This is a genomic window from Streptomyces sp. NPDC006512 (genome assembly GCF_040611935.1).
In the GTDB taxonomy this organism is placed as follows: Bacteria; Actinomycetota; Actinomycetes; order Streptomycetales; family Streptomycetaceae; genus Streptomyces.
The window spans coordinates 1-20,592 of the sequence record NZ_JBEXPG010000037.1 but is presented as its reverse complement, the minus strand read 5'-3'; the positions used below and the strand labels follow the sequence as shown (position 1 = coordinate 20,592).

Sequence of the window (20,592 nt, the reverse complement as noted above, 5' to 3'; positions counted from 1 at the left end):
GACGCAGGATGGGCGACGGGGCTGGCTGCCGGAGCGTGGCGCTTGGTCAGGCCACGAGCAGAAAGAAGTACGCAGTACCAGCAGGACCGAGTGGAGCAGTACCCGTAGTTCCCCGCTTGGAAAGCAGTTGATCATCCGAGGGATGAACGGAGGGATTGGGCGCCATCAGGATCGCCCGGGCGGAGGTTTTGGGCCCGGGTACCGCAGGACATCGATAGTGAGGTGGTCTCCGGTCAAGCAACCGCGATCCCCGCACCTCCCGTCCCCGTTCGGACGGGTCAGCGGATACAAGAGGCCGGCGCAGTCTCAGGGCCGGCAGATGGTGTAGCAGTTCCTTCGGGGCCCTGGCGCGATAGGCGCCAGGGCCCCTCCACGCGTTCCCGCCAGAGAGGGCTCATGACAGCAGAAACCCCGGCCGGCCCCCTCGGCGGCCACCTGGACGACGAAGACTTCCCCGCCTACACCATGGGCAGGGCCGCCGAAATGCTCGGCACCACCCAGGGCTTCCTCCGCGCCATCGGAGACGCCCGCCTCATCACCCCGCTCCGCTCCGCCGGCGGACACCGCCGCTACTCCCGCTACCAGCTGCGCATCGCCGCCCGCGCCCGCCAACTCGTCGACCAGGGCACCCCCGTCGAAGCCGCCTGCCGCATCATCATCCTCGAAGACCAACTCGAGGAAGCCCAGCGCATCAACGCCGCATACCGGCATGCCGCCGAGGCGCCCCCCAGTACAGCGGCCTGAAAGCGCACAGCCCCGCCCCTGGCGACCAGCGGGGTCTCCGGGCGTGCCGTCGTGGCACTCCAAGCAGCTCGTCAGGGACGCAGGAAGCACGAAGAAGGAGCGTCGGCGGCAGGTGCCACAGGTCTGTCTGGCAGCCATCGCCTTGTCGAGGGCGAACTCCTTGGCGAGGGTCATCGGCGCCGTACCGGGCGGACCTTCGCGATCTCGAACAGAAGGCCGTTCTTCGGGCCGCAGGTCTCGACCTCGGCGACCGGTTCCAGGCCGCCCGGCCGTCATCCCATCGCCCGAAGTCGGCGTTTCGTCGCGTAACCCGAAGGTGCACACAGGCGCCTGAACACTGGGATGGCCGTCTCGGCTTCAGCGGGGTGGGGTCGACATCGACCAGGTGGCCCTCGTCCTGGTCGAACCATCACTGGCTCCAGGTACCGGGCAGGCGGCGCTGGGAGAGCGAGTGGCCGGGACCTGGGATGGTGGGGCGCACGCGGCCGGGTTTGCGGCGCCCTCGTGACCGGGCTCGGAGCCGGGCGGTGACCACCGCCTCCCCAGGGCCGTCTTCGTGAGCAACGGAGTTGGTAGTTTCGGGATCATGGGGAGAATCGCCTGGGTGACCAGGTCTCTGGGTGGGGGCGCGCTGCTGTTCGCGGTGCTGGCCCTGTGGACGCTGTTGTTCCACGTTGGCGTGTCGGTGTATCGGCCGGACGTGGCCGTACTCGGGGCGGTGTCCCTGGCGCTGGCCGCCGGGTGGGTGTGGTCGGCCTCCCGTCCGATCCCGGTCACACCACCGAGGCAGGTCGAACCGGTGCCGGCGCCGCCCGCGAAGCTGCCCTGGAAACGGCCGTTCCGGGACTTCCTTCCCCTGCTGCTGGCCGTGGTGGTGGTACTGCCCGCTCTGGCCGTGCTCACCGAGCTGATCACGCGCCCGGACGGCGACGACCTGAAACGGATCGCGGCGATACAGAAGGCCGGCGCCGAAGTGACGCGGGGCACCATCGTCGAGCTCCACCGGGTGAAGTCGGGGAAGAACAAGGAGGTCGCGGACACCGCCGACGTCACCGTCGAGGTGCCCGTGCATGGCCCCGGGGGCGGCAGTACGGACACCAGGCGGCTCGAGGTGGTGAGCGGGCACATCTCGGACCGATTCAGCGGCGGCTTCGAGGGCGAATCCGTACTGGTCCTGCACGCCCCGACGGCGCCCGCACTGGGCGGTGTCGTGGACGAGCCCGGCCACATCGAGCGGTACGTGGAGGCGGCCTCTCCGCTCGCGTTCTCCCTCACGCCCCTGACCACCTGGATCGGCCTCGGCATCGGAGCGGCAATCACGCTCTTCGGGTCGCTGATGTTCGTCCGGGTACCTCCGTCCGATCCGACCCTCCGGACCCTTCGTGAGGACGCGGCCGCCGGGGCGGCGCTGCCCGCCGTCCGGGCACGGATCATCGCGGCCCGGCGGAACGAACACACCACGTTCGGAACGGTGGACGGAACAGTCCGGGTGCGATCGGACCACAAGCTGCGCCTCGCGCTGGAGGACGGTTCCGAGCTGCTGATCGGCAACCCGACCGTCGAGCCGGCCGGGCTCGCCCTCCTCGCGGCGCGCATGGGAGAACGGCCGGGCTGGCTGTGCGGTGCCCGGAACTGGCGTCTGATCCGCAACGACCACCAGCCGGTCGCCTTCGTCACCGACGAGGGGGAGGTGGCGTGGCTGAAGGTGGACCGCGAGGAATTCCAGCGGGTCATGGAGCCCGCCACCCCGATACAGCCCGACCCGGAGCGTTCGACGCGGCTCTCCCCGTGGCCCACCACCGTGGTGCCCGGGGCCCACTGGCCCTGGCTCGGGGGTATGGCGTTGTCCTACGCACTGGTCGTCCTCGTGCTGATGCTGCCGATGTCCTGGCTCGCCGCATGGCTGACGACCGCACTCTCTGCGGTCGTGGCCGTGGCCGCCTGCGTGGTGCTGGTGCGGCGCAGGGCGGACCTCTCCGACAGGACCGGCCGCTGGGAGATCCGCGCGACCCGCGACCCGGAAATCGGTCCGGCCTGAAGGCCCCGAGCAGGCCCCCGAGGGAAGCGGGGGCAGACCAAGAAAGACGAGCGACAAAGCCGCCACCACCTACCTCGCCGCCTTCTTCATCTGGTCAGCCAGATGATCCGAAAGCGAGCTCGCGGGCCGCAGCCACGAACGCTGCTTCCCTGAGGGCTGTCCCGTAAACGATCTCGGTCTCAGGGGCGTCGGGGGTAGTCAGGGTGATCGCCGTAAGGCGACGCGAGGTCGAGCAGGTCATCGCATGGCCAGGTCTCGCCGTCGTACTGGACAGAAGTCGACTGCGTGCCCGTGAGCGGTCCACTCCCCGCAGCCGCCACCGTCGCAGCGTCGGGCCAGGTCGGCCTCCTCGTCCAACCGTGCGTGGAGGAACGTCACAAGGTCATGGCTCATGGGGTCATCCTGGATGATGCGCCAGGCCCGGTCGCCTGATTTCCGTACCGTGGGCAGGACCCGGCTGGCCGGCGCACCACTGAGACGATCTTGCTGTGGCTGGTGTGATCACGGCGTCGGAGCCGTCCTGGATATCCCCGTTCGGCGTGCTGAGCCCGCGGCAGTTCGGGAAGCTGGTGCCGGTGCTGCGGCGCGAGAGCGCGGACGCGGTCCGCAGGGGCCGGCCGTGGAGCCTTCCGCTGGAGGACCGGGCTTGCTGCTCGCGGCCTACTGGCGCACGAACCTGACCATGCGCCAGCTCGCCCCGCTGTTCGGGGTCTCCAAGTCGGCGGCGGACCGGATCATCGACCATCTGGGGCCGATGCTCGCGCTCCAGCCACGCAGACGGTTCGCCAAGGACACCGTGCTCATCGTGGACGACACCCTGCTCCCCACCCGCGATCACACTGTGGCCGAGCGGTCGAAGAACTACCGGTACTCCACGACCACCAGGTCGTCATCGACGCCGACACCCGCCTGGTCGTCGTGATCGGCCGGCCGCTCGCCGGGAACCGCAACGACTGCAAGGCATGGGAGGAGTCCGGCGCCAAAACAGCCGTCGGCCACACCCTCACGATCGCCGACGGCGGCTACCCCGGCACCGGACTCGTCATCCCGCACCGCAGAGAGCGCGGCCAGAGCGAACTCCCGGACTGGAAAGAGGAGCACAACCGGTCACATAAGCAGGTCCGGGCTCGCGTCGAGCACGTCTTCGCCCGCATGAAGGCCTGGAAGATCCTCCGCGACTGCCGCCTCAAAGGCGACGGCGTTCACCACGCCATGCTCGGCATCGCCCCTATGCAGTGGAGTGAATTTCGCGACGCAAGCCCCGTCCGGGCCGCGATCGCTACAGCAGCCCGCCGAGCGGCGCTCGCGCTGGGTCGCCGATCACCTGTCAGGAGCAGGCCAAGGCCTAAGCAGTCAGTTGGGCAGAGCCCGCACCAAGTCGACCGGCTGGGATGCAGGAGGGTGAACCCTTGCCCCGTAGCCCCGGTTCGGTGTACGCCTCATTTGACCTGGTGGATCGGTTGCCTGGTCGTCCGGCCGTGGCTGGTGGAGTCCCGCCAGCCATCGACGTGCCGATGTCCGTCCTTGCCGGTGCGCTCTACGGTATGCGTGTGCCACGTTTCACGGCCGGGGTTCCAATTGTGGTTCGAGTCCCTGATGACCGTACCGTCGGGCTTGTGGTGCTCTCTCATGCTTCCACTACGGACGACGTCGTCGCGGGCGTTCCTATGTACGTCCGTCACCGTATGTCCGTCCTTGGTCGGCGTGACCGTCTTCTCCTCGCTGCCCTTCACGAGATTCTCGCCGTCTCGCCGGACCGTCTTTTCGGTGCTCCTGCCGTCGTTGTGCTGGGTCTTCTCCGTCGTCTCGCTGCCGGTCACCCGGCCGTCTTTGTCGTAGTTGGTCTCGGTCGTCGTCTCAGTCCAGCCGTCTTTCGTCCGCTGGGACTCGGTGTGCTGGGTGCTGGTGACCTTTCCGTCGGCGCCCCTGTTCACCGTGTCGGTGGTGATCGTCCCGTTGGGCAGGTCGAATGATTGCGTGACTTCCGTCGACCCGGTGAACTCGCCCTTGGAGTCGTAGTGGTCGGTGAGACTGCGCACTGTGCCGTCGGGCTTCTCAGTCGTGGTCGTCTTGTCCGTCCCCCCGCCCTGGGTGCGGGTTTCACTCTTCGTGGTCTGGTCTCCGCTCCCTGAGGAGTTGCTGTCGTGCTGGCCCTCCCTGCTGCCGTGTGTGCCGGCGTCCGATCCCGACGGCCCCTGGGAGCCGCCGTCGGTCGCCATGCGGGTCTCGATGTGTCCCCCGCCGCGATCGCGTTCACCGGTCTTCGGCGAGTCCTTGGACTCGTGCTTCGGCGCGCTCTTGTCCTTCATCGCAACGGAACCCTTCGACGAGGTTTCACCGAACCTTTGATTCCTCGGGCAGCGCCGGGGTCAGGCCCGCCAAGGCCAGGAGGTCCGCGAGCACCCGCCGGGCGGTCGCCGGGTGGGCCCAGGTCTCGGTGGCCAGCATCTGCTGGGCGAAGCACAGGGCAATGCGGTCGGCCGTGCCGCGCAGTTGCCCCACCAGGCTGTCCGGAGCCCCGTCCTCAGGCAGTTCCACCACCTGGTGCGCGGCGTCCTGGCAGACATCCCACACCGCTGCTCGGCCACCTTCCGGGGAAGCCCGGTCCGAGCTGCGGGCCTGCCTCCACAGCTCGGCGAAGCCGCCCTCTGCCACCAGGTCCGCCGTCGGCAGGGCGCACAGGCAGGGTGTGGGCCGGCCCTCCCAGATACGGGCGCACGCCGCGTACGGGCCGCAGTCGCCGCCCTGGATGGCCAGGAGCACCAGGCGGAGCCGGGCCGTCTCCTCCCGGGTCTCCCGGCCCTCCACATGGGCGCTGACCAGTGCGTCGGTCAGCGACGCCACCTCGGCCACCTCCGCGTACGTCCATCCCGCCCGGGCACCTCGTACGTCGGCGAGGTGCCAGGCCGCGTGTCGGACCAGCCGGCCGGGCAGCTCGCCCCGGTCCAGGCCGCGGGGGAGCCGTGGCTTGACCGTGACGGCGACGTCCGGCCACGTGCGGCCGAGCCCGCCGGGGTTCAGCACGGCGGAGAGCACGGCCCGGCCGAATGCCCGTTTCACCGCGGGTTCCGTGACGAGGCCGCGGGCCACCGCGCAGGCCTGAGGGGCAGCCAGGCAGCGGAGGTCGCAAGCCGGCGATGTGAGCAGCAGCTCCGGCTGCTCCGCGTACGGGCCGTGCGTAGCCATGTGCTCTCGGACCTCGTCATGGAAGGGCCAGGTACCGGATCCACCCTTCGACGGGGGCACCTGGACGAGGAGAGGCGCGTCCTCGCCGTCGATGAAGGCAGCCGCCCTGCCGACCGGCAGGGTGGCCAGGGCCAGGCTCTGGCGCTCGGTCATCGCCATGCTCGCGGCGAGCAGCTCGCGATCGTCGCCCGCCACGACGCGGTGGACCAGCTTGAGGTTGGTGTTCTTCAGGACGTCCGGGGCGAGCCTCGTCGCGATCTGGTCCACGACCACGACCCCCTGCCCGTAGGCGCGGATCTCGGACAGCATGTGGGTGAAGGTCTCGATGGCCTTCCCGCGGACGTCGGCCTCCGTCTCGTCGCCGCGCCGGGACCCGCCTCCCGGGGCAGCCAGCAACCGGTGGGCCTCCTCCACGACGAGGAGGTGGCGCAGGGCCTCGGTGTCTCCCTCGATGCGGCGGTGTTCGGCCAGCCGGATCAGCAGCAGTCCCATCATGAAGGACTTGTCGTCGTCGTCGCCCATGCCCTCCAGTTCGATCACGGTGGGCCGGTCCAGGAGTGTTCCCATGGGCTGGGAGCGGCCGACGTCGAGCATGCGGCCCTTGCCGCCGGTACGGAGGCTGTTCAGGCGGGTCCGCAGGGCCGCGCGCAGGTCGCTGGTGACGCGCTCGTCGTAGCCGAGCCGGGGCACCAGTTCCTCGACCTTCCGCACGAGGTCGGAAAGGGTGGGGAAGGCGAGGGAGCGGTCGGACGCGTCGTCGAGCCGCCGATTCGTCCCGGTCGTGATGTCCCACCCGCGGTCGGCGTAGATGCCGTGCAGTCCGGCCTCCAGTACCTGGGGCAGAGGCGTCCACATGCCGAAGCTGACGTTGAAGACCGAGCGGAGCAGATCCAGGTGGGTGGCGATGGGAATCCCTTCAGGTACTTCGAAGGGGTTCATGCGCAGCGGTGCGACGGTTTCGGTGCCCAGGGTGAAGATCTGGAGAGGGCCGCCCAGCGCGGGGTCGCGGAGCAACACCCGGTACTCCGTCTTGGCCGGTTCCAGGACGAGGAAGGGCACTCCCGAACTGGCGGTGCGGCGCAGCAGCTGGAAGATGGTGTTCGTCTTGCCGGAGCCGGTTACTCCGGTAACGAGGGCGTGACGGGTGAGTTGGGGGGCGCGGACCGTGTATGGCGCGGGGGTGACCTGCTGGCGTTCCACTACGGAGCCCAGGAAGACAGAGTCGGCGTTGACCGGCGGTGGCACCGAGTCGAAGTCGGGTACCGCGGTGACTGCGTAGCCGTTGGTCTCTCCCACGGGTAGATCGACGTAGGCGGCGAGTTGTACGGAGCTGAGCAAGGACTGGTGGGGGAAAGGATGGTGCTTGCGGCCGGCGTCCGAGGACGGGCCGTCAGGGTCGGGCAGGGCCCAGGCACGAGCCAGCCCCGGTACGTCCTCGCGGTCCCAGACCCTGACCGGCTCCGGTACGGAACGGTCGCCGGAGTACAGCCCGCGCCACATGCTGGCGACGTGGGCGTAGCTGTCGGTGTCGCCGAGGAGGTAGACGGCGGTACGCCAGGCGCCGGTGCCCTGGGCGTCACCCAGACTCTTCAACTGGGCGGTCAGCAGTTCCACGTAGTGTTCGGCGAGCGGGCTGGGCACCCCGCCCAACTTCGCGGCGGTCTGCGCGGCCCGCATCTCGTTGATCACCTGGAGCTTGAGGGAGCGGATCAGTCCTTCGCCGACCGGCTGGGCGAGCACGAACGCCGCCCACCGGGTGGGGCCCATGGCCCGGAGCAGTCGGTCCACCTGTCGCACGCCGTCCGTCTCGTCGGGCGGCTTGGCCGTCGGGATACCGAGAACGAGACCTCCAAGGGGCCAGGGTTCCGCGGCCGAGACCTCCTCCTCGGTGGTATCCACCGCTGGGTAAAGCGACCGCAGGGCGGTGTGCAGCAGCCCGCTGTTGCGCCGTACGGCCGCGGGTGCACCCCCGTCAGGCAACCAGGTTCCCAGGCGGATGCAGGCCCGCCCGGAGTCCCCGCCAAGCTCGAAGGCGAGCGGCACCCTGCACTGGTAGAGGCTGACGAGTAGGTCGCGAGTGACCGGGGCGGCGGCTTCCCGGCTGTCGGTCCACGGGGGAGCGCCGTCCTTCCGCAGCCGGCCGACACCGTTGACCCGGAGCAGGGTGCGCAGGGCCGGCGGCGCCGCTGTGAGGCCGACGCCGGAGCCCAGCCGCGGCGGCTCGAAACCCGCGCGCTGGAGGTGATCGAGGTCCTCCGCCGTCAGTTCTTCGATACTCATGCCGATGTCCTCATGGCCTAAGGGGAGTCCCAGCCCGGGGGCGGTCCCGTGGGCATCGTGAACATGCCGTAGGCCACCCAGGCTATGAAGGCCACGACGATGGCGAAGAAGATGCAGACGAGGATGATTACCGGCTTGGGAAGCCCCTTGGGACGGACCTCCGCGCCGGTCGTGCGGTTCTCGACCCGAGTAACGCGGAACGTACCGGAGCGCATGCGACCGTGCGCCCGGACCCAGTCGCCCTCGTGGATCGCGCCTTCGAATGTGCGTCCGCGCATCTCGACCGGAACCAGTGCCACGCGGCGCCCCGATGCGTCGTAGCGCTCGACCCGAAACGTCCAGACGTTCTCCCGGTCGGATTCACCTTGTTGATCGGTGCGCACCTGGAGGCCGCGTACCTGCCCTTCCACCGTCGTCCTGCCGCTCCCTGGGGGTGGCTGGGGCGGTGCGTCGGGCGGCTGGGTGTGTGGGGGATGTCCCGGCGGGTTCCAACTCCCGTCCGCCCGGACGGACGGCGAGCTGGAGGGTCCCGGGCCGCTTCCGGCAGCGCCCGGGTCGAGGGGCGTACCGCACCCGGGACAGAAGGCGGCAGACTTCGGCGCTTGGGCACCGCAGTGCCCGCATCGTGTGGTGTGGCCGACGCTGTATTCACCCATGCCAGTGTCCCGCGCTCTGAGCCCCCTGGGGAATATCTGCTGGTTTAGTCCTGATTCTAGTCGCTTGGCTCTACTCATGCGCGCCGTCAGTCGGCTGCCAGGTCCGGTCGCTTCGGGCCGCACTCACCCCCTTCGGGTCACCGAACGCACTGACCCTCGGCGACGGCAGCCGGTCACCGCTTCGGACATGGAGGTGTACGGCCCCCAGGCTGACGAATAGGTGGCCTGCGACTGGCGTGTGGTAACCCTGGGCTGCCCGTGTGGCCTGGTGCCGGGGCGTGCCAGGGGTCTGAAGCAGTGCCGCGGCCCGGCCCGGCCCGGCCCGGCCCCGTCCCGGATCGGACTATGTCAGTGCCTGGTGACAGGATCGGAGGGTGCTGATCAATGGATACGACGACGGCCCGCTGGTGGCAGGCGAGCCACTGCTGGCCCGCTTGGGTTTCTGGTCGAACTACCTTCTGACGATATGCAGTGACGGGGCATGTGCCGAGCGGGCGGTCCCGGAGTGGTTCGGCGACGATGGCGCTGATGCCGATGCCCTGTCCGAGCTCCTCTTCGATTCCGAACACTGGCCAATGTTCCGAGTGCCGGCCGAAGGGGGTCCCGGAGCTGTGGTGATCTACCGCAACCTGGTCGGCGACTACGCCACCGACTACCTGCTCACCCATCCAGACACGCGCTACGCACGACAGATCGCCAGCTGGGGAGAAGAATTTTCGGGGACCGGCCTGACGTGGCACGAACTGGTCCGCATCGCCGAGTACCCTTCCGCCGCGCGCGAAGGCGTCCAGGACACAGCCGCCCGCCTGCTGCTGCTCCTTCCCCTCCTTATGGACCAGGACCTGCCAGACGTGGCTTCGGCAAGGCTTGCCGCCGCCCTGACTGCGGTCGGCGCGCCGCAGGACATGGCCTCAACCACAGCGGAGCACCTGCTTGCCCACCTGGAGAGAAGGTCTGGGCACGATCCCACGGGGGAGTCTCCTCTGAGCGGCGGGCAAATGGCAGGCCAACCGTTAGGGCGCCCCACCGAATGATCTTGGTATGCCTGGTCTGACGAGCGGGTAGGCCGCGCGGACCACGGAGGGCGGGAGAGGCGTGGCAATGACGGCGCGGACAAGAAGTCGAAGCTGATGCGCCGCTCGAATGCGAAACCGGAGGGCGTCGCGGCGAACGTCGGTGACAAGCTCCTTGCGGACGCGGCGTAGTTGTGCCACGCGGCCGCCGTATACGGGCCTCTTGCCTGGTCCGAGCCGAACCTAGGCGGCAACGTGACCTGAGGTGGCAATCTGGGCACGGGCACCAGCCAGCGAGAACGAACGGCCTGGCACCCAGGGCCATTGCGCGGAGGTCGGTTTCGGCAGGGTGGGAGGAGCTTCTGCTGGCCGGCGTTCTCAGGGCTTAGCGCAGGTCAGTACGACCTGCTCGCTGCGTGCGCTCATGTTGTGGCCCGGGACGTGGAGGGTGACGAACACGCTTACGGATGAGGCGTTCGCCGTTCCCGAAACGTCGACTACTTTGAGCAACGCATGGCTCGTGGTGCCGGGGGTGAAGTCGACCGAACCGGATGAGTGCGGCTCGGCGCTGGAGGCGTACGTCCAGTAGTAGTCGACCTTGCCCTGGCCGGTTGCCGTGATGCTGCCGTCGAATTCCGCCTTGTTCGTCTTGGTGCAGTCGACGACGGTCCCGGGCTTGGTGAGGGTCTTCACTGCCACGGCGGTGACCTTGACGTTCTGCTTGCCGCTGCCCGGCCTCTCCCCGGTGGTGGCGCATCCGACGCGCTTGGTTCGGTTGCTGGCGCCGTCCCGGTAATTGACGCTGTATTTTCCGTGCCTCACGTCCTGTCGGTTGAGGCTGCCTTGGTCGTCCACTGTGGCTCGGAAGGAAAACCGCTGCCCTTCCACCCGCACCGACTGGTTCGCCGGGAATCCGCTGAGGTGGAGGTTGTAGCTTCGGTCGCCGCCCGGCTCGCCGGTGCCAGCCGGAACCAGCTCACAGGAGGGGCGGGCCGGAGCGGCTCCTGCTGCGTTGCCCGGGGCCGCGGAGGCGGGCGCGAGAGCGACCGAGGAGACGAGCAGGGGTGCTGCGAGGGCTATCAGCAGTCGATGCGCGTTCAACTTCCGGTTCATCGTGCCGCCCTCCACGAGAGGAAGCCCCCCCCATGTCGGATCACCAGGATATCGGGGGAGGGGTGCCAGGGCCATTTCGTGTCGGCGGGGGGCCCGGCGGAGCGGTAACTTCTCCTCGCTGGACACTGCGAAGCGTTGGCCGAGGCCCAGGTCGGCCAGGAATGACGCGGTATACCTTCGACGGGTTGGTTCTGCCCAGCGTGTGCTTCCTGTCCGGGAACGCTGCATCGGACCGGGAAGGGGGGGTGGCCGCATGGCGATGACAGTGCCTCTGGTGCCGGGTGGGACACCTTTACCCGGTGCCCACCCGCAGGGTGAGAGGTGATATCGGACTTGGTGCTTGGGTCCGGCGCTCGCCCCGGGAAGAGTTGCGTCCCGTGGGCGCGCCGGCCGGGGCGAGGGTGTGGGAGCAGGGCAGAGAGATGTGTGTGATGGATCCGGTGGCCAAACAGGCTGCCGTCGTTCGGTTCCTCCGCGAGTACCCGCAGATTGAGCGAGGTGCATGCGACCACCCCGCTTTGCGGGGCTGCGCCGATGTCGACTGGTCACAGGTACCCGAGGCCCCAGTCCTGCTCCGCGGTCTCCTGGACGCGGAAGCCGGACCCGAGGCTCTACTCGGAGCAGGGTCACCACCGGCACGACGTGTGTGGAGTACACGACGAACGCAACCAAGTCCTCTGTCTCGCGAACTGGCCCCTGACCGGACTTGCAGACCCGCTTCTAGCGAAAGAGGTGGCTGCGTGTGCACTCAGCGCCCGCCGGGAACTCAGAGGCGCTCAGGCGTCCACGGCGTGTCCGTGGTGTAGGCCCGGGTCGCCCGACCTCGGTTCACGCTGGATGGAAGTCGGGCGCCTGGGCTAGAGGGGACCGTGTCTGGCGGGTGAGGGTCAGGCCTTCACCAGGTTGTACGTGCCCGTACCGTTCTGCCTGCCGCTGGAGTACTGGCGGATCAGTTCCCCGTCCGCGTACCGGTCGTGGCCGAGCATCGAGCCGGTGTACTTGTTCTGCAGGCCGATCTTCGAGCCGCCAGGTACGTCGCGATAGATGTAGAACCGCTGGAGGTCGTCTTCCGCGCAAGGGGCCGTTGTGAGGTAGGCCTGTTCCTGGTTGGCGATGCTGGCCGGGATGGTCGCGCACCCGCCGTTGCCCCAGTTCCACAGGGACGCCTCGATAACCCCGTTGCGCTCCGTCACGTTGCACAGCCGCCAGTTGTCCAGGTGGGCGCTGGTCCAGTTGGATTCGCGCAGCCGGATGCCATCGTTGGTCAGGACCGGTGCGCTCCAGTTCAGGGGCTTGCCGGGGACGTGGATCCTGTAGACGTCAGGCTGGCAGTTCAGGGCGGCCCGCGTGGCGGGCACACTGGTCCTCGGGGTGGTCGCCTTGCCCGCTGTGCCGTTCGCCGTTTCCTTCGCTGCCGCGTTCCTGGCCGCGGTGGCCTTGGCGGAGGCCACCGGCCCTGGTGCGTGTCCGGCCCGGGGCGGGGTCTCGCAGTCCAGGAGACCCTGCGCCTTGCGCATGATGCTGTTGGCGGGCACCTTGTCCTCGCAGCGCACCGCGCCCTCTTCGAGGGTGGTGTAGGTGGTGTAGCTGCCGCTGTCTGGTCCCTCGATCCACTTCAGCGCCCAGCTGCCGTCGCCCTGTTGGGCGCGGTTGCAGTTGAGGCTTCCGTAGGTGCCGGTGATCTTCTTGGTGCCCTTGTAGACGCCGTAGTAGCCGGGGTCGTTGAAGTTCCAGCTGACGGAGGTTGACTCGCTGCTGGTGGAGGAGTAGTTCACCTGTACGTTCAGGCCCAGCATCGCGCCGACGGTGCCAAGGGCCTCGACGGCGAAATCGCCCTTGATCTCGCCGTTGAGGCCGACGGAGACCGAGATGGTGGTCTGGGTGCTGGTGGTGACGTTCTGGTAGCCGGTCGAGCCCTGGGTGACGTACCAGCCGTTGAAGTGGGTGATCGTCGGGGCGACCTCCGTGCTTTTGATGATCGGGTGGCGCTTGCCGAGATCGGCTGCGGTACAGGCCTGGCCGGGCTGGACCGTCTGCCCGGAGGCGGCCGCAGTGGCGGCGGCCGGGGTGGCGGCGGCCGGGGTGGCGGCCAGGCCCGCGACGGCCGTCGCGGTGGCTATGAGCGCTCCGAGCCCTTTGCTCAGGCGGGTTTTTGTGCGGCGCATCATTGCTTTCCCTCTGTGTGTGATCTGTGAGATGAGTGCTGAGCGAAACTAGCGCCGCTGGGGGCGGCAGGTCTGTACCACAACTAGCCAAATGCGATCACGAAGTCGCGTTTTCGGTTGGCATGAAAGGGAGTTGACCGGTTCCATGCCTTCGGTGCGCGCCCGCAATGGGCCACCGACGGAAGGGACCACCTTGTGAAACACATCAGACGCGGCGTGGCGGCGATAGCCTCGCTCGCCCTCACCGCAGCCCTGTGCGCCGTGGGTGCCTCACCGGTCGCAGCCGCAGGCCCCAAGTCCCCCGCGCCGGCCCCGGGCATCGGGTACACGGCCAAGCCCGGCGACGGTGCTCTGCGCAGCAGCAACGGCAAGGGGACGGCGGAGATGCCGATATCCCCCGACAACCCCGCGGGCACCGAGTGGCTGAACGACTGTCTCGGTTCCTCGGACGCCCAAGACCCCGACGGCCGCGTCTACAACCGGTTCAAGTGGTGCCAGGAATACGAGTTCAAGAACAGGTACTACAAGAAGGTGGACGGCAAGCCCGTCCTGAAGGGCACCAACACAATCAGGTTCCAGGCCGCCGCCATCGGCTACAACGACTCCCGCGCCACTCGCGTTTTTCTCCGCGCCAAAACCGGCCAGGTTAGCTACGACGGGTGGAACCCCTTGGAGAAGCGGACCGTCGCCCCGAACCTGAAGCTGGAAATCACCCCCGAATGCGTGCCGGGCGCCAATCAGCCCACCACTGCCACGTGCGGCGTCGGGCGGTCTCCGGCGAAGATGGAATGGGCCCAGTGGAGCAACTTCCCTGACTGGGTCTACTGGGACGTCTCCTCCGTTGGTGGGGAGGGCCAGGACCAGGTCGCCTTCCACCAGTGGCGCCTCTACATGAACGGCGCGAGCCCGGGATACGAGCAGGGCACCGAGCGCGGTGAGGGCCCCCCGATCGGTATCCGCTGCGACTCGGCCGACTACTTCACCCACGGCGTCAAGCGCTACCCCCGCGCCTGCATCTACACCGGGGCGCCGCCCTTCCTCACCTACGACGGCAACCACCCCAACATTCGCCAGCACATCCGCGACGCGCAGAACGCCCCGGCCACCGACGGCGTCACCTACCCCAAGGAGAACCACCCCAAGAAGGTTCCCGGCAAGTGGTCGCCGGCCGCCGGGACTCGGGGCGCGCCGCTGCACCGCGTGGGGAGCCGCGGGCAGGGCGGCGCGATCGCCCTGGCGAACGAGGAGGTGAAGAAGGCGGCATGCGGGCAGAGGAGCGGGTCCAACCCGTGGGGCCCGGACTACAACGCCGCGACCGGCCTTCCGCCGTACAACACATCGGTCGATGACTGCGACGAATACCCCTTCAGCTCCACCTATGAGGGCGCATCGTCGATCGAATGGGACTTTACGGTGCGCAACATCGAGCTGGGCGAGAACCGGTCGGCGGGCACCAAACTCAGCAACTTCTATGTCGACGACCGGATCCTGGCCTGGCCCGTAGAGGACCCGTACTGGGTGCACGTCGACTGACGTCATGCTCGGTTGACCGCCGATGGCACAAGTGCGGCCACCGTCCCCACCTCCCCGGGGGCGGTGGCCACCGCTATTTGGTTCAGGTCCACCACCACGTGCGCCCGCAAACCACCGGGCCGCCTGCGCGAGGGCGGCCCGCGTCGGTGAAGCCGCAACCCCCGAGCCGGGGCTACAGGAAGGAGCGGCTTCATGAGCCCTGCGACGGCGGTGGAAGTGGACGTGCCAGCGGGGGCGGACCTGGGTCGGGGTCCTCGCCGAGCGCTCCGCCGCTGATCCGGGCGACGGTGTCGCGGCCGTGCCGCAGGACGACGTGGTCGTGCTCGTAGGAGACGCTTCGACGATGACGTTCCCTCAGGCGTCACCCTCGACGCGCTGCGAGGTATGGAGGGACAACGGATGAGGTCCCTGTACCGCCTCTTCGCCCGCAAACACGGAATCGAACGCTTCCGCCGCAACTACGACCCAGAACAGTGGCACGACCAGGACCCGGCCAACCTGGCACTCTCCGCAGCCAACACCTGCCTTTACGGCATCGTGCACGCAGCCCTTCTCGCCCTCGGCTGCTCACCCGCCCTCGGCTTCGTCCATACCGGCAAGCAGCACTCCTTCGTCTACGACATCGCCGACCTGTACAAGGCCGATACCACTCTGCCATTGGCGTTCGCCCTGCACGCCTCCGATGACCCCGAAGCCGACGCGCGCCGCAAACTCAGAGACGACCTGCGCCTACTGAAACTGCTCCCGCGCATTGTGCGCGACATCCAGTCCCTCCTGGCCCCCGACGATCCAGAACAAAGAAGGGGCGAGGACCAACCCGACGGACAGGCCGTGAGTCTGGTCAACCTCAGGATCCACATGCCGGCGTCCTGCCGGCAGGACGGAACTACAGCCGAGGAGACGCCTGAGATGCCGACAATGACGGTCATCGGCCACCACGGCCGTGCCCGACCACCTCCGCGGCGCTCTGACTCGATGGAGCAGCGAAGTCGTACCCGGCATCTACGTCGGCACCTTCTCCGCACGAGTCCGCGACGAACTCTGGAAGGCGGTGACCGCTGTGGTCGGAGACGGGCAGGCCGTGCTCATCCATTCCACATCGAACGAACAGGGGTACGTACTTCGCACAACAGGGTCAAGGCGGCGTGTCCCGGTCGACTTTGACGGCCTCACACTGATCCGCATGACAGGTCCGTCGCAATCAGCGACACCAATAGTAAAGAAATCGCAAACTCCTTAGAAAAGAGCAGGTCAGGAAGTGTCCTCCCAGCCGACGCGGGGGTGTTCCGACAGCAGCTCCTCGCCACACAGCATGGCAGGCGCCCCCATTCGTGGATCCGGCCCCGCCCGCGGTACCGGCTGCGGCATCGTCGTTCTCTGGCGGTCCCGGCGGGAGCGCTGACGTACTTGGCGGACTGCTGGAGGGGTGTTGTGGGCGAGCGGGAGACTTGGACGACGGACGAGTTCGGCACGTCCCACGAGGGTGCGGTCGGCGTGCTCCTGGCCGACGGCAGCGTTCCGGGCCCGGTGTACTTCGATTCCGGCTCCGGCCCGGGCGGCCAGTCGGTGTCCCACTGGTCCGTCTACGACGGCCACACCCCCCGCATCCCGCGCGCGGCCGCGCTGCGCGCAATCTGTTCCTGCGGCTGGGCCGGCCCGGAACACCGCCTGGACTGGACGCTGATCGGCGGCCAGGACCTCGCGGAGGCCGGTGATGAACAGGCGGACGCGTGTGTACGGGACTGGGACGGCCACACCGCCCAGGTCGAGGCGACCACCGTCCCCCTGCCGGAGCAGGTCACGAGTCTGCTGGAGCGGCTGGAGGAGGAGATCGAGAAGCTGACCAGGACGTCTCCGGTCGCGGGGGTGCGGGCGGCCCGCCGTATGGAGGTCACCGCCGGGCGGGTCGGCTACTGGGCCGCGCGCGGGACCCGCGCCGACCTGAGCGCTGGACAGGCCGCGGCCGCTCTCGGCCTGGACGAGCACGCGGCACGCCGGCTGATGGCCCGCTTCGGCGGCTGGAGCCCCTACCGCTGAAACCCCTCGCACCACACCTGCCTGGGCCGGTTTCCAGGGAGTCCTGAGGAGCCGGCCTGATGATCGTTAGGGTCATGTCCAGTCCGCGCCGGCATGGGTGCGCGGGTCAGGGCCGGAACCCACAGCGCTCTGGGGCACGACCGGACCGACCCCCGGCACCTGGCACCCCACATTCCTGCGGGATGCCGGGGGCCGCGTCGATTACCCCGGCAAGCAGCCTGGCGGCCACACTTTTCCGAGGAACCCGAAGCCGGTCTCCTCTCGCGTCACGGCCGCGAGGCGTCCATCGTTGGGCACGGGTGACCGACATCCACTCCCACCCTGACAACGTCAGACCCCGTCGGCGGCGACGAACCGTGCCAAGGGTGACCAGGGTCCCGAGGACTGGCAGCCATCGGCCAAGGGCTCCTGGTGCACTCATGCCACGGCGTGGACGAACGTGAAGGCCACCTACCAGCCGACGGTGACCGAGGTGGACAAGAAGAAGCTGACCGAGATGCTGGAGACGTGCTCATGACCGACCACCAGTCAGCAGGCCCCCCGCAGCCCGACCACGGCGTCGTCCCGGAGGGAGCGGTGCCGCTGACCGACCATGTGAAGGCGGGCCCGGGCGGGGCGATGACTGATGAGGTCGGCGTCATCACCGGCGCCGTCACCCTGACGACCGAGCCTGGCCTGGACGGCCCGGTCTCGGTACGGATCCAGTACGCCGGGGCCGAGGAGTGGTACACCCTCACGGGCAGCCCCGCTCCCCTCCCGCCCGGCGGACTCGCCGCGCTCCACAAGCATGTCGTCTGAGGCCGTGCAGGCCGGCGCCGCCGCGGAGGTACCCGGCATGAAACCCGCCTGCGACGAGGTCCGGCTGCGTCATCGTCGTGTGCAGGCGGCCCCGCGCCGTGAGCCGCTGAACACAGGTCAGGATCGGGCGGTGATCGACGCCCGGATCCGCGTGCTCGCTGCCCCGAGCGCGGCCCGAGCGCTGTACCTGGCCCGAGGGGGCCGGGCTCCGGCCCTTCGTCCCACCGTGGTAGTCATCTCCCATGAGCCAGTTCCGCGACTTCAACCTCAAGCTGCTCGTCATCGAGGAGCTCATGTACGGCCCCGAGCCGCTCCTCCCGGTCTACGACCTGCCCGCGCGGCTGGCCGAGCAGGGGATCGGCGACCCCGCGTCCCACGTCCTGGACAACGGCCTCCATGCGGAGGTGCTGCCGGAGTCTAGGGCCCATTTCGAGGCCCTGGAGATACCGGCCGAGCTGCTCGCCGGCATCGAGGAGCTGTGCTTCGACGCAGGGGCGGAAGTCTTCAGGCACTGCGCCCCCGCCTGGGACGGCGAGGACGACCTGTTCGACGTCAGGTCGCTCGACGATCTCAACCTGCTGCCCAACCTGCGGGAGGTGACTTTCGTGGATGACGGCGTCCTGGCGGTGCCGGACGCGGCGGAGGTCTTCGCCTCCCGAGGCATCGACAGGGACTGAGCGGGACTCCTCGTGTAGTACCGGATTGGTCGTGACGACCTCCTGCTCCCGCTCCCCGTCCCCCCAGCCTCGGCCGTACGGGCAGATCGGCACCACCAGAACTTCCTCAATGTCATCGGCGAGGCCCGCCTGATCACCCGGCTCCGCTCCGTCGGCGGAAACCGCCGCTTGCGCGGCCGCGAGCTTGTCGACCAGGGCACGCCATTGAGGCCGTCGGTGGTTGAAGCGTTGTCTAGGGGCTGCCCTGGCCTGAGGTCTGTACGCCCACACCAGCAGTGGTGTGGGCGTACGGATCCTGGGCCACATTCTGGGGTTGTCAGCAGGCGACTTTCCCAAACAGGTGGTTAGCGGGAGCGTCCGGGTCGTTGCCGTAGAAGAACTCCGTGAGTGCCTGGTGGAATTCGCCGCGGTCCAGCGCGCCGGAGCCGTCCCGGTCCACCTCTGCCCTGCGGCGGGCTCGATCGCGCTGCCCTGCTGGAGGCCACCGCCGTCTTCGCCATCGGCGTCTGGTGGTCGGGCGCCGAGGCCCGCTTCGCGTTCCCGGCCCCGGCCCTGGCTCCGGGGGCCGTGGACGACTAGCCAGGACCTGTCCGGCCGGTCCCGCGTGGGGCTGAGGAACGAATGGATCCTGCCAAGTCCGTTGCGTTGGGCACGTGAGCACAACCACGGTCCCGAAACGAGCACCGAGGTTCCCGGAATGCGACGACATCACTTTCCGGATGAGGCGAGTGTTCCTGCGGCCGGACAACAGACGTTCTCGAAACCCGAATACAAAGCCAGTGAGCCGGCCTTTGTCGCGATCCGGTGAGGCGCGGCGCGTCGCCACAGGCAAGGGGCGGGGGTAAGCCAGGGGAACCTAAGGGGGAACCTTGGGGGGAAGGTGGTTTCGGGGAGGTTCTACATTTTGGCTGGTCAGGTGCCGTTCTGCGGGTGGTGACTTCCCGGACTTTCTCGCTCATTGTGGCCTGCAGCAGCAATCGCATGGAGGGCGAAGACCGAGCGTCTTCTGGGGGCGGGGGAGGGTAACGGTCCAAGGCCTCGGCCCAGGCCTGGTCGCAACTGCGCTGCGCGCCTTCAGAATGCATTCCTCGACGATGCGGCAGCGAGCGCTGCAGGCTACGTCCGCCCCAGCTGTAACGCCCCAAGCCCCGTCGGCCCCGGAAGGCAGCGAAACCGGCTCCGAAACCGCCGGAGAAGACCGTCTGGCCTGTGTGTACGGTTTACTACCGGCGCCCGTGGGCTGCGCCTGGACCTGAGGGGATGTACGGGTGCCCGTACCCGCTGCCCCACACACAGAAGACCATCGACAGGAGGAAGAAGGGATGGCTGCCGCCCGACTACGGTCTGCGCGAACTCCAGCCTCCACGCTGGCCATTGGAGCCACCTCGGTAGCCGGCGACTGGAGCAGGACAAGGGCTGCACCTGGAGGCCTGCTCAGGTTCGCCGGGCGCCAGGCAGCTTCACCGATTGGTGACATCCTGTCGCGGGTCGCGGGTCGCTGAAGCTGAGCTGTCGTCATGCCTCTGACCTGGGGTTGTACAGTTGGACTGAGCGGGATGGCTGCTGTCGTGGCTCACTGAACCTGCGCAGAGTTCTGGGTGAGGCAGCCGTCTGGCCTGCGGAGTTTCTGGCCTCGGGACTTGGTTGCGCAGGTTGGTGGGGTCCTGCGCAGTTTCACTGATCGCCGACAACAAGAGGGGCGTTTTGTGGGATGCCCATGCTCAGCGCATCCCAGAGTCTAGCTCACTCTGTGTTTGAAGCAGAGACCCTCGGGTCCGGGACACGGTCAGATGAGGTCTGTCGGGTGGCTGACAGGGTTACTGCCCCAGGTACCGTCTGGTGGTCCGCCGCTTGCGCCGATGACCCAGAACCCGATGACCGTGATGATTGCGGGGGCGGCAGCGAGGGCCTTGAGCCATTTACCCAAGGCGTCTTGGATGCCCTGGACGGCTGGGAGCAGGGCGATTGCTGTCACGGCTATCCAGGTGACCAGGCATAACACCCCGCTTGTGAGTGCCCATCGTTTGGCCCGGCTCATGGTGCCCCCACTCTCCTGATGCCAGTAGCACCTCATCATGCCGGTGAGAGACTCCGACGGGAAAGCACCTTGCTCCTTCCAGCCCCAGTGCCACCCTCTCCCTTGCTGGCGGCCCGCGCAGCGGGCTGGTCCTGGAGGCGGAGCCGGAAGGGCCCCCGGGTGGGGGAGCGGAGCGGACCCGCCCCAACGGCCTGTAGGCCCCGACCCCGTGAAACGGGGTCACCCCAGCCCGCGGAGCGGGCCGTTCGGGTGGAGCGCAGCGGAACCCGAACCAGTCCGGAGCGAAGCGCAGGACTCCGGCCCGAAGGGCCGGC

13 protein-coding genes and 4 pseudogenes are annotated in these 20,592 nt (G+C 68.5%); 10 read left to right on the top strand and 7 right to left on the bottom strand.

The window, feature by feature from the left end:
- Nucleotides 1-396 precede the first annotated feature (396 nt).
- The 3 genes and pseudogenes from ABZZ17_RS24740 to ABZZ17_RS24730 form a co-directional block, all read left to right on the top strand.
- Nucleotides 397-744, top strand: a complete 348-nt coding sequence (locus tag ABZZ17_RS24740; RefSeq protein WP_356878590.1) for a MerR family transcriptional regulator — start codon at nt 397-399, stop codon at nt 742-744.
- A gap of 604 nt (nt 745-1,348) precedes the next feature.
- Nucleotides 1,349-2,782, top strand: coding sequence for a hypothetical protein (locus tag ABZZ17_RS24735; protein ID WP_356878588.1), 1,434 nt, complete (start codon nt 1,349-1,351; stop codon nt 2,780-2,782).
- 488 nt (nt 2,783-3,270) lie between these two features.
- Nucleotides 3,271-4,009: pseudogene (locus tag ABZZ17_RS24730) on the top strand (transposase); the annotation flags it as partial.
- A gap of 212 nt (nt 4,010-4,221) precedes the next feature.
- On the opposite strand, the gene ABZZ17_RS24725 reads toward ABZZ17_RS24730, so the two are convergent.
- From ABZZ17_RS24725 to ABZZ17_RS24710, 4 genes and pseudogenes are all read right to left on the bottom strand, one after another.
- Entirely contained in the window at nt 4,222-5,091 is an 870-nt protein-coding gene (locus tag ABZZ17_RS24725; RefSeq protein WP_356878704.1) for a hypothetical protein, read from the bottom strand.
- 25 nt (nt 5,092-5,116) lie between these two features.
- Nucleotides 5,117-8,248: a DUF87 domain-containing protein gene (locus ABZZ17_RS24720; RefSeq protein WP_356878586.1), complete on the bottom strand. Its 3,132-nt coding sequence runs from the start codon at nt 8,246-8,248 to the stop codon at nt 5,117-5,119.
- Nucleotides 8,249-8,265: 17 nt separating this feature from the next.
- Entirely contained in the window at nt 8,266-8,658 is a 393-nt protein-coding gene (locus ABZZ17_RS24715) for a hypothetical protein (RefSeq protein ID WP_356878702.1), read from the bottom strand.
- A 153-nt stretch (nt 8,659-8,811) separates the two neighbouring features.
- Nucleotides 8,812-8,904: pseudogene (locus tag ABZZ17_RS24710) on the bottom strand (zinc-ribbon domain-containing protein); the annotation flags it as partial.
- Nucleotides 8,905-9,278: 374 nt separating this feature from the next.
- Between ABZZ17_RS24710 and ABZZ17_RS24705 the strand changes: the two are divergent.
- Nucleotides 9,279-9,938 (top strand): hypothetical protein, encoded by a 660-nt coding sequence (locus ABZZ17_RS24705; protein WP_356878584.1) that lies wholly within the window; start codon nt 9,279-9,281, stop codon nt 9,936-9,938.
- 357 nt (nt 9,939-10,295) lie between these two features.
- Here ABZZ17_RS24705 and ABZZ17_RS24700 read toward each other — a convergent pair whose 3' ends face one another.
- Nucleotides 10,296-11,030 (bottom strand): hypothetical protein, encoded by a 735-nt coding sequence (locus ABZZ17_RS24700; RefSeq protein WP_356878582.1) that lies wholly within the window; start codon nt 11,028-11,030, stop codon nt 10,296-10,298.
- A gap of 887 nt (nt 11,031-11,917) precedes the next feature.
- Nucleotides 11,918-13,195 (bottom strand): hypothetical protein, encoded by a 1,278-nt coding sequence (locus tag ABZZ17_RS24695; protein WP_356878580.1) that lies wholly within the window; start codon nt 13,193-13,195, stop codon nt 11,918-11,920.
- A gap of 195 nt (nt 13,196-13,390) precedes the next feature.
- Here ABZZ17_RS24695 and ABZZ17_RS24690 point away from each other — a divergent pair, with 195 nt between their 5' ends.
- A complete protein-coding gene (locus ABZZ17_RS24690; protein WP_356878578.1) occupies nt 13,391-14,728 on the top strand; it encodes a NucA/NucB deoxyribonuclease domain-containing protein in 1,338 nt (445 codons plus the stop codon).
- A 213-nt stretch (nt 14,729-14,941) separates the two neighbouring features.
- Here ABZZ17_RS24690 and ABZZ17_RS24685 read toward each other — a convergent pair.
- A pseudogene (locus tag ABZZ17_RS24685) lies at nt 14,942-15,062 on the bottom strand (VOC family protein); the annotation flags it as partial.
- 50 nt (nt 15,063-15,112) lie between these two features.
- On the opposite strand from ABZZ17_RS24685, the pseudogene ABZZ17_RS24680 reads away from it, so the two are divergent.
- From ABZZ17_RS24680 to ABZZ17_RS24660, 5 genes and pseudogenes are all read left to right on the top strand, one after another.
- A pseudogene (locus tag ABZZ17_RS24680) lies at nt 15,113-15,352 on the top strand (CRISPR-associated endonuclease Cas1); the annotation flags it as partial.
- 319 nt (nt 15,353-15,671) lie between these two features.
- On the top strand, nt 15,672-15,968 hold the full coding sequence (cas2e, locus tag ABZZ17_RS24675) for a type I-E CRISPR-associated endoribonuclease Cas2e (RefSeq protein ID WP_356878691.1): 297 nt from the start codon (nt 15,672-15,674) through the stop codon (nt 15,966-15,968).
- A gap of 191 nt (nt 15,969-16,159) precedes the next feature.
- Nucleotides 16,160-16,765, top strand: a complete 606-nt coding sequence (locus ABZZ17_RS24670) for a hypothetical protein (RefSeq protein WP_356878576.1) — start codon at nt 16,160-16,162, stop codon at nt 16,763-16,765.
- Nucleotides 16,766-17,278: 513 nt separating this feature from the next.
- Nucleotides 17,279-17,563, top strand: a complete 285-nt coding sequence (locus ABZZ17_RS24665; RefSeq protein ID WP_356878574.1) for a hypothetical protein — start codon at nt 17,279-17,281, stop codon at nt 17,561-17,563.
- Nucleotides 17,564-17,805: 242 nt separating this feature from the next.
- Complete coding sequence (locus ABZZ17_RS24660) at nt 17,806-18,240, top strand: hypothetical protein (RefSeq protein WP_356878572.1); 435 nt, start codon at nt 17,806-17,808, stop codon at nt 18,238-18,240.
- The last annotated feature ends 2,352 nt before the right edge of the window (nt 18,241-20,592 follow it).